Consider the following 12,988-nt stretch of genomic DNA (forward strand, 5'->3'; position numbering starts at 1 on the left):
CCTTGATGCCGAGCGGCATCAGCAATTTGCCGATCCAGCCGTTCGGCGCGTAGAGCGTGGTCAGCGCGATGCCGGCCACAGCCGTCGGCAAGGCGAAGGGCAGATCGACCATGGCATCGACGATGCGGCGGCCGGGGAAGCGGTAACGCACCAGCACCCATGCGACCAGCGTGCCGAAGACGACGTTGACAGCAGCCGCGACGAAGGCAGTGCCGAAGCTGATTCTCAGCGCATTGATGGTGCGGCGATCGGTGGCGATCGCCCAGAATTCAGGCCAGCCAAGGGCGGCCGAGCGCCAGAGCAGCCCGGATAGCGGGATGAGGATGATGAGGGTGAGGTAGGCAAGCGAGAAGCCGAGCGTCAATCCGAAACCCGGAATGACGCTCGGCTGCCTGAATCGCCACCCCGCCTGGGCGGGTGCTGTGGTCATGTCGTCCTGAATATCGACTGCTTACTGGGGCTTGTAGATCTGGTCGAATATACCACCATCGCCGAAATGATAAGGCTGTGCTTTTTTCCAGCCACCAAACTGTGGATCGTCGATGGTTACAAGTTTGATCGGCGGCAGCTTGGCGAGGTCCTCGGCCGGCACCAGATCGGGCTTGGCAGGACGATAATGGTTCTTGGCGATGATCGTCTGCGCTTCCTTGGAATAGAGCCAGCTCAGATAGGCTTCGGCGATCTTGCGCGTGCCCTTGGCATCGACATTGGCGTCGACCACCGCCACCGGCGGTTCTGCCAGGATGGAGGTCGGCGGGTAGACGATGTCGAAATTGTCGGCGCCGAACTCGTCGAGCGCCAGATAGGCCTCGTTTTCCCAGGCGATAAGCACATCGCCGAGACCCTTTTGCGCGAAGGTCACGGTCGAGCCGCGCGCGCCGGTGTCGAGCACCGGGGCATTGGCGTAGAGCTTGCCGACGAACTCCTTGGTCTTGGTCTCGTCGCCGCCGTCATTGGCGTTGGCGTAGGCCCATGCGGCGAGATAGTTCCAGCGCGCGCCGCCGGACGTCTTGGGATTGGGCGTGATCACCTGGACACCGTCCTTGACGAGGTCGCTCCAGTCGTGAATGCCCTTGGGATTGCCCTTGCGCACGAGGAAGATGATGGTCGAGGTGTAGGGCGCCGAATTGTTTTCGAATTTGGTGCGCCAGTCCGGATTGATCTTCTTCGACTTCGAGACGATGGCATTGATGTCGCCTTCGAGTGCCAGCGTCACCACATCGGCGTCGAGGCCGTCGATCACGGCGCGGGCCTGGGCGCCCGATCCGCCATGCGACTGCTGGACGGTGACCGTCTCTCCGGTCTCGGCCTTCCAATGGGCGACGAAAGCTTCGTCATAGGCCTTGTAGAGCTCGCGTGTCGGATCGTAGGAGACGTTGAGAATGGTGGTATCGGCAAACGCGAAACCGAGCGTGCCGAACTGGACAGATGTGGCGACCAGTGCGCCGAGCAGTTTCCTGAAATGAGGTTTGGTCATTTCTGCCTCCGTTGAACCTGCGCCAAATCTACCGAATTGGTAGAAATTAGGTGCATTCAATGTTGCCTTTTTTGCCCCTCTTGAGAAAATGTTCGGCGCCATTTCGTCCTTTGGAGAAATATTTTCCTCTTGCGGCCAAAGGAAGAATCCATGGCCCTGCCACTCAGCCTATCTAGCAATGGGTAGTGCCGAGGCAAGGTGTGGAATTTGATCCGGTGCCTCAATCGGCGGTGATGGGAAAGTCGAAACGCTGTTTGGCGAACGGTTCGCTTTTCAGCGTGAAGTGCCACCATTCCCTTGCATAGTTCTTGAAGCCGCCCGCGCGCATGGCTTCGACAAGCATCTTGCGATTTGCCGCCGCTTCACTGGCAGGGCCGCGGTATGCGGTTTCGCTCATTGAATCAAAGCAGTCGAAACCGGTACCGAAATCGAGCGTGTCGGCATCCCCGGTGCCGCAGGCCGGGTTCGGGCTGGACCTGCGGTCCATCTGGGCGACGGCGACGTCGACGGTCGAGCCACGTGAATGAGTCGACAACTCTCCGACATAGCCCTTGGCGATCAGGTCGCTGCGCCTGACCTCCGGATACCATTGCGGATCGGGCGGCCCGCCCTGTTTTGTCCATTCGCCCATGTCGGCGACGGCGCGGGCAGGGCGGTAGCAATCGAACACCACCAGGGTCAGGCGTTTGGCCGCGATCGCTTTCTGGACAGCGGAGAGTGCCTTCGCCGCATCCTCGGTGAGGATGCAGACCGGGGCGCCATAGCCGTTCACCTTGCGGTGCAGAAAATTATCCGATCCGGCGTAGCGGATGTCCTGGCGGATCGAGGGGTCGACATCGGCGAGCCGGACAAAGCCGGCGGGGAGTGGGTCAGCGAGAGCAGGGAGGGTGATTGCCGTGACAAGGATTGTTGCTGCCAGTGCTGAGGCTGCCGACAGGAAAGGATCGCGCGAGGCACCCCCCTCTGCCTTGCCAGGCATCTCCCCCGCAAGGGGGGAGATTGTCAGCTTTGGCGTCCTGCTCCACCATTGATAACTGGCGAAAGCGGCAAGGACATCCGATCGCCCTCCTTGCGGGGGAGATCGCCGGCAGGCCAGAGGGGGGTGCCTCGGAACAGGCATGGGTGAAGTATCCCGCTATCCGCTGAGCCTGTGGAAAGCCAATTCCACGAATCGCTTGCAGCCGTCTATTCGACAAACACCTTCACGCTCGCCGCGCGTCCCGCGGCGTCGATGACGGTCAGCGTCGAATAGCCGGCGCCGTCGGGCTGCCAGGTCGCGGTGCGGCGACGGTCGATGCCCACCAGCGGCTTGCCGTTGGCGAGCCAGCGGAACGGCGCACGGCCGCCTTGCAGCTTCAGCACCAGCGGCGAGGCGTCGACCGAATTGGTGCCGAGATCGACGCGGGCGCCGTCGGGCGGGAAGATGATGGTCGGTGCGGGTTCGGTCACTGTCGCCTGCACCAGGCCGTCCGCCCCGGCGCCGAAGCGGGCGAGCGTCACCGGCAGGTCCTCGCGCCTGGGGCTGAACAGTCCGGGCGGCTTGCCCGGCAAGGGGACGGTGGCCAGGCCCGAGCGGACAAAACCCTCGAACAGGATGGGAGCGGCCGAGACATAACCGGACAGTCCGGGCACCGCGCCGGCGTCGGGACGGCCGACCCAGACACCGAGCACATAGCGGCCGTCGAAGCCGACCGACCACGCGTCGCGGTAGCCGTAGGACGTGCCGGTCTTGTAGGCAATGCCGCGCTGCAGGGCACCCTCGGGCGGCTTGACGCCCGACAGTATGTCGATGATCTGCCAGTTGGCCTGACCGTCGAGGATGGTGGCGCTGGTGCGCTCGGCATTGGCCGGCTCGGTGCCGTCATGCAGCGTGTGCGTCTTGCCGCCATTGGCGAGCCCTGTGTAGAGCTGGGCGAGGTCGCGCAGCGTGACGCCTACGCCGCCAAGGCCGATGGCCAGGCCCGGCGCCTCGTTGACCGGCAGTATGGGGCTGACGCCGGCCTGGCGGAAGCGCGCCATCAGCCGCGTTGGCCCGACCGCGTCGAGCACGCGGATCGCCGGCACGTTGAGCGACAGTTGCAGGGCTTGCCGGATGCTGACATCGCCCTGGTAGCCCATGTCGAAATTCTTCGGCCGGTAGCCGGAGAAATCGACAGGGCTGTCATCGATCAGCGTCTCCTGCGCCACCAGGCCCTGTTCGAAGGCAAGACCGTAGATGAACGGCTTCAGCGTCGAGCCGGGCGAGCGGACGATCTTTGTCATGTCGATCCAGCCGGAGCGGCTGGCGTCGAAGAAATTGGCCGAGCCGACTTCGCCAAGGATGTCGCCGGTGCGGGAGTCGGCCAGCACCATGGCGACCGACAGGCGAGGGCCGAGCTTGGTGGCCGCGTCCCTCGCCACCTGTTCCAGCCCCTCCTGGACGCTCTTGCGGATCGTCAGTTGCAAGGGCTGGCCGGGGACGGCCTTGGGCAACATCGCATAGGCGGCGTGCGCGGCGAGCGCCGGCAGCGTGCGGCGCAGGTCCGAGACATCGTCGAGGGCGGCCCGTGCGGCCTCGCGCTCGCCGAGCAGGCGGGAGGAGACCATTCGGGTCAGCACCCGGTCGCGGGCGGCGTGGGCGATCTTCAAATTGCGGTCGGGCCGACGCTTTTCCGGCAGCTGCGGCAGAGCGACGAGCAGGGCGGATTCGGAAACGGTGAGCCGTTTCGGCTCCTTGCCGAAATAGGCCAGCGAGGCGGCGCGCACGCCTTCCAGATTGCCGCCATAAGGCGCCAGCGTGAGGTAGCGTTCGAGGATTTCGCGTTTCGACAGCCGCCGTTCGATCTGGATGGCGCGCAGCATCTGCTTGATCTTGGAGCCGAGGCTGCGGCTTTCGCGCGGCTCGATCAGCCGGGCAAGCTGCATCGAAAGCGTCGAGCCGCCGGAAACGATGTGGCCGCTGGTGGCGAACTGGCCGGCGGCGCGCGCCAGCGCCAGCACGTCGACGCCCTCATGATCCCAGAAACGTTTGTCTTCATAGGTGACCAGCATGTCGACGAATTGCTGGTCGACCTGGTCGAGCCGGGTTTCGAGCCGCCAGTAGCCGTCCGGCGTGGCGAAGGCGCGCAACAACTGGCCATCGCGGTCCTGGACTTCGGTGGAGACCGTGAGTTCGGCTGGAAGCGGGGGCGGGAAGGCGCGGTCGAGTTCCCAGAGGGACGCGGCGGAAAGGGCGAGGATGCCGGCGCACCCTGCCGCTCCAACAGCGAATTTGCGAAGCATCTTCATGGCAGTAAAGATGCCCCCTCATCCGGCCGCTTCGCGGCCGCCTTCCCTCCGGTGGGGAGAAGAGACTGGCGCCAGCGCTGGCCGTCTCCTCTCCCCTCGGGGAGAGGTCGACCGAGCGAAGCGGAGGGCGGGTGAGGGGGCACTTTGCTCATCGCGTCCATCACCATCAGCGCCTTACGGCGCCTTGATCTCCATCATGCCGGTGGCGGTGCGGGCCGAGTATTGCGGCCGATACATGTCTTCCACCGTTGCCGCGGGGTGCGCATAGGTACCCGGCGTCACGGCGCGCACGACATAGGCGAGGGTCAGATTGTGGTCGTGGTCGCCGTCGGCCGGGTTGAATGCCGCGACGAAACGGTCGTCGCGGAATTCGAGATGGGCCGCATCGGTCTGCGCCAGCCACGAGAAGTTCGTCAACTGGGCGCTGGAGACCAGGCCGGGATTGTCGATCTCGAAGCCGGCCGGCAACAGGTCGGTGACCAGCAGGCGCGATGGCCATGTGTTCTGCTCGTTGACTTTGAGCACGACGACATAGCGTTCGTTCTGCGTCGCTTCGGTGACATTGGCCTCGGTGCCGTCGAGCTTGTAGTAGGTGCGGCTGATGGTGAAGCCATCGCCGCCGGCCGGCAGGGGCTGGACCGGCGACGCCACCGTGGTGACGACGGCCTGCAGCGGGGTCTTGCCGGTGTTGGCGATGGTCAGCGGGCTTTCGACAAGGTCAGAGCCTTCGACCTGGTCGGAGTAGCCGCCGGAATGTGCCGCGCCATTGACGGTCAGCGTGATCGTATCATTGCCTTCTTTCAGCGCGCGGGCCGCCAGCAGCATCCAGGATTCGTCCTGGGTGCTGGTCCAGCGGGCTTCGGCGCGTTCCCTGGTCACCAGCCTGATCAGCTCCGGCACGATTGTCGGTACCGGCTTGGATTCCGCCGCCAACGCCAGCATCGCCGCGCCATCACGCAGCCGCGAACCGTAGTCGGAGCGGTAGTAGTCGTAGTCGGTGGTCGACTTGGCCAACTGCAGGGCAGTCTTGAACGTCGATTCCGCACGCGGTGTATCGCCGTAGAGCGCCAGGCTTGCCGCCAGCTGGGCAACGGCCATCGGGCTGGAAAAAGCTTCGAGTTGCGTGTCCGCATAGTAGCGCAGGTCGCCGATCGAGGCCTTCTTGTTGCGGGCCAGAACGTAGAGGGCGTAGGCGATCTCGCTGCCCCGGTCCTGGACGCTCTGGTCGTAGCCGAGTGAGTTCTGCAGGTTGCTGAGCGCCTGGTTCATGGCCAGGCTCGGCACGTCGTATTTCTGCTCGCGCGCCCTGGTCAGGAAGTCGGTGACATAGGCATCGAGCCACAGATCGCCGGAGCCCGGCCCCCACAGGCCGAAGCTGCCGCCCGAGGCCTGATAGCTCAGAACCTTGTAGATGGCGTCCTGAATGCGGCCATGGATATCTGGATCGCTGGCCATGCCGATGCCTGACGCCAATTCATTGACGTAGAGAAGCGGCATGGCGCGGCTGGTGGTCTGCTCGGCGCACCCATAGGGGTAGCGGTCGAGCGTCATCAGCAGCGAAGGCACGTCGAAGGCGGCAGCCTGCGAAACGCCGACGCTGACAGAGGCGCCGTCGAGCAGGCTTGCCGCGAGCAGCTCCTTGTCGACGCGAAGCGCGCCGCCATCGCCCTTGAGGTCGACCACCAGGCGGGTGGTGACCGGTAATTGCGCCGGGCGCACCGGCACATAGAGCGTCTGCTCGACCTTGGTGCCGTCGGCATGGGCAAGCTTGATGGTGAGCGAGGCATTGCCGGCCGTCTGAGCGATCAGCGGCACGGTTAGCGTCTGGCGCTTGCCCTGGGCGAGCGTCAGCTTCTGGGGCAGGGGCTTGTCGCCCGTCGACAGGTCGCCCGTCGTTTCGATCGAGAACGCATAGTCGCCGGCCGGACCATCGGTGTCGGCGACGTCGAGGCGCATAACGGCGGCGTCACCAGGCGCCAGGAAGCGCGGCAGGCCGGCGGTGATGACCACGGGATCGCGCACGATCACGTCGGACTGGGCGTGGCCGACCGCGTCCTTGGTCCAGGCGACGGCCATGACGCGCACGGTGCCGTTGAACTGCGGGATGTCGAAGTCGACCCGCGCCTTGCCGTCGGCGTCAAGCTCGACGACGCCGGAAAAGAAGGCGACAAGCTTTTCGGTCGGCGGGCTGCCTTGCGCCTGCATGTTGGCGCCGTCGCCGCCGGTCCTGAGCTTGCCGGCGTTGCCCAGAGAACCGTCGATCAGGCGACCGTAGATGTCGCGGATTTCCATGCCCAGCATGCGCTGGCCGAAGAACCAGTTCTCCGGATCCGGCGCCTTGTAGCTGGTCAGATTGAGGATGCCGACATCGACGGCGGCAACCATGACATAGGCATTGCTGCCCGGCTGCACGCCGGCGACCGAAACCGGGATCGACAGCTGCTGGCGCGGCATGGTCTTGTCCGGTGGCGTCAAGGTGATGGCGAGCTTCTTCGAACCCGGATCGACCTTCAGCCATTTCACGCCGATGGCGCGGGCCGGCATGCGCGTCTCCTGCGCATCGCCCGGCCGGAACAGGGTTGCGGTGACATAGGCGCCGGCGCCCCAGTCGTCGCCGACCGGAATGTCGACGGTGCTGCCGCCGGCCGGCACTGACGCCGTGATGGTCTTCAACAGCTTGTCGGAGCCGATGTTGATCAAGAGTTCGCCGGCAAAATGCGGCGAGATTTTCAGCTTGGCCACTTCGCCGGCGGCATAATTGTCCTTGTCGAGGGCGATTTCGAGGCCGTCAGGCGTTTCGGTGGTGGTCGAGGAGACATACCAGCCGGCGTCGAACTCGTAGCTGGTCGCCGGTCCTTCCGGATCGGCGGTTTCAACCTCGAGCCTGTACTGACCCCAATCGACCGGCACGGAGACCGTTGCGTCGCCGTCGGCGTTGAGGTCGACCTGGCCGTTGGCGATCGACTTGGTGAAGGTCACCGGCTCGTAATTCCACGAATTGTTGGAGCGGTACCACTGGTAATTGCGTTCGACCTTGACCAGCGTCCATTGCGCGCCTTTCAGCGCCTCACGCTTGCCGTCGGGATCGACGGCGATCAGGCTGAACTTGGCCGTGCCGCCCTGCGGCACTTCATTGTCGGCGAAATCCGGACGAATGCCGATCATATGGCCCTGCGGGCGGATGCCGATGTTGAGCGAGCGCTCGATGGCGCGGCCGCCGGTTTCACGCATCCTGACCGTCACCTTGGCGTCGACCAGCTTGGTGGTCGAGGGCAGTTGGTCGACGGAGACCGGGAAGGTCGCCTTGCCGTCATCGCCAACCACCGGCAGATCGGCGAGGGGGGTGACCGTGGGTTCGGCCGACTGCTCGTCGGCGAGACCGAAGGAAAAGCCCTGGAAACGGTCCCAGTCGCGCGAAGTCGACAGCGTCAGCTCGCCTTCCAGCGCCAAGCCTGCTGCCGGCGCGCCATAGAGGAAGCGGCCGTCAATGTCGATGTTGGCGGTTTCGCCCTGGGCGATTTCCTGCTTGTCGGCCTTCATGTCGAATTCGATGCGATCCGGCACGAAATCCTCGACCAGGAACATCTGGCTGGCCACCGCGGGCTGCTTGGGATCGGTGTAGATCGACACCGACCAGGTGCCTCGCATGGCGTTGGGGGCGAGCGGCAGGTCGACGGCATGGCCGCCGGCCGATGCGCCGTCGCTGACGATACGGCGGTCCTCGACGCCGTCGGGGCGCGAGAAGATGAAGGTCAACGGCAGGTTTTCGACCGCCTTGGCGGCACCGTCGCGAGCAAGTGCGGCGACATGAACATCCTCGCCGGCGCGGTAGATACCGCGTTCGGTCCAGGCATAGACGTCGAGCGCACCTGGCGCCGCGCGCCCGGTGACGCCGCGGTCGGACAGGTCGAAGCCGGCCCGGCCCATGTCGAGGAAGACGAAGTCATTGTCGCCCTGCTTGGCCATCAGCACGGCCGGCACCATGCCGCCGTCGCCGCGCGTCAGGCCGGGGTTGAAGACGGCATGGCCGTCGGCATCCGACGTCGCCGTGCCCAGAACCTCATTGTTCCTGGCGACCAGCGTCAGTTCGGCGCCGGCGATCGGCTTGGCGCTGCCCAGCGAACGGGCAAAGACATTGAGCCCGTCCTGACCGGTATAGGTCGACAGGCCGATGTCGGAGACGACGAACCATTGCGTGGCCATCGAGTTGTAGTCGTCGCTCTTGTTGTTGACGGCCTGGGCGGTCAGCACGTAGACGCCGGGCTTGCGCTGCGGCACCGCCTCGTCGACCGGGAAGGAGGTGGTGACCTCCTTGTTGAGGTCATTGGCGATGTCGAGCTGGCCTTGCCAGACCGGCGCGCCCATCTGCTCGGAAATGTTGGAGATGTCATAGCCGTCCAGCTGGTGCAGGAACTGGTAGCCCGACAGAAGCTGTGCCAGCGAACGATCGCCGATGCGATAGAGCTTCATCTCGGCGGCGTTCATGTTGACGGTAACGATCGGAATACCGCGGCGCGCGCCGGCCGGCAGCACGAAGCTATCACCGGTGAAGCGGGCGGACGGTGCGCGGTCCTGGACATAGATCGACAGCACCACGGGTGCCGCGGTCACTTCGCCGATTGCCGCCGGCAGGCCGGCGCGGAAGGTGACGTCGTAGTGCTGGCCATGCTCCAGCCCTTCGACGCAGATCTGCTTGTCCTTGGCCTCGACGCCCTTGGGCGGTGCATTGTCGACGGTGACGAATTGCGCGTAATCGACGCCGGTCTTGACCAGATCTTCGGAGAATTGCGCGCAGATGCGCGGCGCGCTGGTGTCGGCGTCGATGGTGTGGTCGATAACGCGGAAACCCTTGCGCGCCTTCAGATCGGCATAGTCGGCCTGGACCGCCGGCGACGGGTTCAGGGCAAGGCTCGCCTCATAGGCCTGTAGCGCCGGCCGGTAGAGATCGCGCTTGTCGAGGCCGTTGCCGAGCAGCGCCAGCACTTCGGCGCGCGTCTTGGTGGTGCGCAGTAGTTTATAGGCATTGAATGCGGCCGAAGTGCCGTTCGTCGGCAAAGTGGAAGCTTCGGATGTGCTGGCGGCGGGCTGCACGGCCAGCGTTTCACGCGCCAGGTTGAGCCAGAGCTGGCCATCATCGGGCAGTACCGAGACAGCGGCCTCGTATTTCAGCATGGCGGAGCGGTGGTCGCCGGTCAGCACGGCCTGTTCGGCGGCACTCAGCAAGGCAGCCATGCCTTCTGTCGGCTTGTCATAGGCCGGGCCGAGCAGCTTGTTGCGGTATTGCTGGGCCTGGTCGGCCATCCAGTTGGGGAAAAAGGCGAGTTCCGGCGGCGCGCCGATATCAGGATCGCCATCGATGTTGACGACCTTGCCGGCGACCGCGCCGTTGAAGGTTTTCAACTGGTTGTAGTCGGATTTGAGGAAGCACCATTTGGCTTTTTTATTGTAGGTGAAGGCGCGGCAGGCCGGGTCTCCCAGGCATGTCGTCTTGCACTGGTCGATTGTCACATTCTGGTCGGACCTGAGATCAAAACCGAAATAATCGGAATTGTCCGTTGTCGCGATACGCCGGGCCTCGGCCGCCTGCGAGACGCTGCTCCAGGCCAGGACATTGGCCCAGGCAAAAAACAGGAGAATCAGAATCGAAAGACCACGAGCCGCGCGCATTGCCATAACACCCCTCCAGACACAGCTGACGTCCGGGCATGATCAAGCTTCAGTCAGGCTTGTCAACACAAGGACGCGGCAGGGTTCCGCCTGCCAACGGTTTCCTTTCCGGTCGATGACCGGTAGTACCTCCATAGGACAGGGGATCACGCTTTCTTGCGGCGACGCAAAAGGTGTGAATTCCAAGCCCGTCCTATTTCAGACAATTGGATTGTGGCCCCTTTACGAGCGCTTCAGAACTTCATTCCAATTTTAGTTTTGTAACCTAGGTTGTCTTAATGCCGGCGCATGAAGAGCAGATGTCAGGAGGTCGCGCGCCAGGGCGTGCGCTTCCGCGCGCCCTGCTGCTGGCCATGATGTGCTCGACCGTGCTCGTCGCCGAATCGTCCCCGGCGGCCGCTTTCGAGCTTTTCGGCATCAAGCTGTGGGGATCGTCCAGCGACGAGGATGCCGACATCGTCGATCCGCTGCGCTACGCCGTGACCATCAATGCCCCCGATGCCGACAAGAACCTGGTCAAGAAGCTCGAAAATGCCTCGGCGCTGAAGAGCGACGAGGAGCGTCCGGTTTCAGGCTCGCTCGGGCTGATGGCCAAGGCGCGCAGCGACCGCGAACAGCTTGTCGCCGCGCTCTATGCCGATGCCCGCTACGAAGGCGTCGTCACCGTCACCATCGACGGCAAGCCGCTCGACGATTTGCCGCCGGATGCCGAATTCAAGGGTCCGCAGCCGGTTCCCGTGGCGATCGACATTGCTACCGGGCCGAAATTCACCTTGGGCAATATCAGGCTGCAAGGCGACGCGGCAGGACTGATGAGCGCCGATTATGGCCTGATATCAGGCGGCGACGCCGGATCCGGCGCAGTGCTCAAGGCCGAGGCGCTGATCGTGCGGACGCTGAAGGAGCAAGGCAGGCCGCTGGCAGAGGTGACGGACCGCCAGATCGTCGCCGACCATGCCACCTCGACGCTCGACGTGACGCTGACGGTCGCCGCCGGACCGGTCGCCGGCTATGGCCCGACCACCGTGGAAGGCACCGAGAAGGTCGACCGCGACTTCACCGAATACATGACCGGCCTCAAGCGCGGCCGGCAATACTCGCCGCAAGAGATCGACGATGCGCGCGACCGGTTGCTGGCGCTCGAGGTCTTCAACAGCGTGACGTTCAAGGAAGCCGACACGCTCGATGCCGACGGCAACATTCCGATCGGCGTCCAGGTCAGCGAGCGCAAGCCACGCTATTTCGGCGTCGGCGGCACTTTTTCCAACACCGAGGGGCTGGGCCTTGAGGGCTATTGGGGCCACCGCAATTTGTTCGGCCGGGCCGAGAAGCTGCGCATCGATGGCAAGATCAGCGGCATCGGCAGCAACGATCTCGGCGAACTCAACTACAATGCCGGCATCATGTTCGAGAAACCCGGTGTGATCGGACCGGCATCGAAGTTCTTCGCCAGCGTCAAGACGGTGCTCGAACATCCTGATGCCTATGACCATTTCTCGATCAAGGGCAGCACCGGACTGTCCTACGAACTGACCAAGAAGCAGACGGTTTCCGCCGAGGTGGCGCTCGACTATTCCCGCATCCACGACGCTTTCGGCAAGCACAAATACCTGATCGCCAGCATTCCGCTGCAATATGTCTACGACAACAGGGACAACCGCCTGAACCCGACCAGCGGCTTTCGGGTGCTGGCCTATGCCGAGCCGAGCTACGACATTTTGAATGGTGCGGCCTTCCTGAAGCTGAGGGGCGAAGGGTCGGCCTATCAGTCGCTGGATTCGGCTTCCAAGTTCGTGCTGGCCGAACGTGTCGCCATCGGTTCGATCGTGGGCACCGGGCTTCAGAATGTGCCGGCCGACCGGCGCTTCTATTCCGGCGGCGGCGGTTCGGTGCGCGGCTACGCCTATCAGGGCATCGGTCCGAAGGATTTCACCGGCCAGCCGATCGGCGGCCTGTCCTTCTTCGAAACCTCGGTCGAGATGCGCATCGCCATCACCGACACGATCGGCATCGTGCCGTTCGTCGATGCCGGCACCGTGTCGACCAAATCGGTTCCCGATTTCTCCGATGTCAAGGTCGGCGCCGGCGTCGGCCTGCGCTATGTCACGCCGTTCGGGCCGCTGCGCATCGACGCGGCCGTGCCGCTCAACCGCGATCCGGGCGATCCGCATTTCGGCATCTATGCCGGCATCGGACAGGCATTCTGAGCGATGAAAACAGTCTGGCGCATCCTCCGCATTGTTCTCTACACCCTGCTGATCGTGATTGCGGGAGCGATCGGCGCGCTGGTGGTGCTAACCAAGACCGAGCGCGGCCGCGACAATCTCGCCGGCATCATTTCGCGGCTGGCATCGACCGACGACCGCAAGATCACGGTCAGCGGCATAGACGGCATCTGGTCGGGAGCCCTCAGCGTCGACCATGTCGTGCTGGAGGATCGCGAGGGTGCCTGGCTGGTGGCGCGCAAGGTGGCCGTCGACTGGTCGCCGCTGGCGCTGCTGTCGAAAAACTTCAGCGCCGACCGCATCGCTGCCGAGCGCATAGAACTCGCCCGGTTGCCGGTGGCCAGCACGCAGC

The 12,988-nt window shown here is 64.2% G+C and carries 6 protein-coding genes and 1 pseudogene; 2 read left to right on the forward strand and 5 right to left on the reverse strand.

The genetic code is table 11. The features are described 5' to 3' along the window. From ENZ75_RS34975 to ENZ75_RS05155, 5 genes and pseudogenes are all read right to left on the reverse strand, one after another. Positions 1 to 430 (reverse strand): annotated as a pseudogene (locus tag ENZ75_RS34975) (molybdate ABC transporter permease subunit); the annotation flags it as partial. 21 nt (positions 431 to 451) lie between these two features. Next, the gene (locus ENZ75_RS05140; RefSeq protein ID WP_013530876.1) at positions 452 to 1,477 is read right to left on the reverse strand and encodes a sulfate ABC transporter substrate-binding protein; all 1,026 of its coding nucleotides are present in this window, start codon (positions 1,475 to 1,477) and stop codon (positions 452 to 454) included. Positions 1,478 to 1,697: 220 nt separating this feature from the next. Beyond that, complete coding sequence (locus tag ENZ75_RS05145; RefSeq protein ID WP_244514314.1) at positions 1,698 to 2,456, reverse strand: M15 family metallopeptidase; 759 nt, start codon at positions 2,454 to 2,456, stop codon at positions 1,698 to 1,700. Positions 2,457 to 2,662: 206 nt separating this feature from the next. Continuing rightward, a complete protein-coding gene (gene pbpC / locus ENZ75_RS05150) occupies positions 2,663 to 4,744 on the reverse strand; it encodes a penicillin-binding protein 1C (protein ID WP_128277941.1) in 2,082 nt (693 codons plus the stop codon). Between the two features lie 174 nt (positions 4,745 to 4,918). Then, positions 4,919 to 10,417, reverse strand: coding sequence for an alpha-2-macroglobulin family protein (locus ENZ75_RS05155; protein WP_063168513.1), 5,499 nt, complete (start codon positions 10,415 to 10,417; stop codon positions 4,919 to 4,921). A 272-nt stretch (positions 10,418 to 10,689) separates the two neighbouring features. Here ENZ75_RS05155 and ENZ75_RS05160 point away from each other — a divergent pair, with 272 nt between their 5' ends. Further along, entirely contained in the window at positions 10,690 to 12,618 is a 1,929-nt protein-coding gene (locus tag ENZ75_RS05160) for an autotransporter assembly complex family protein (RefSeq protein ID WP_063168512.1), read from the forward strand. Positions 12,619 to 12,621: 3 nt separating this feature from the next. After that, positions 12,622 to 12,988 (forward strand): hypothetical protein (locus tag ENZ75_RS05165; RefSeq protein WP_164754750.1); only part of this gene is annotated, 367 nt, incomplete at its 3' end.

This window comes from Mesorhizobium sp. M7A.F.Ca.CA.002.04.1.1 (assembly GCF_004022805.1).
Lineage (GTDB): Bacteria > Pseudomonadota > Alphaproteobacteria > Rhizobiales > Rhizobiaceae > Mesorhizobium > Mesorhizobium ciceri.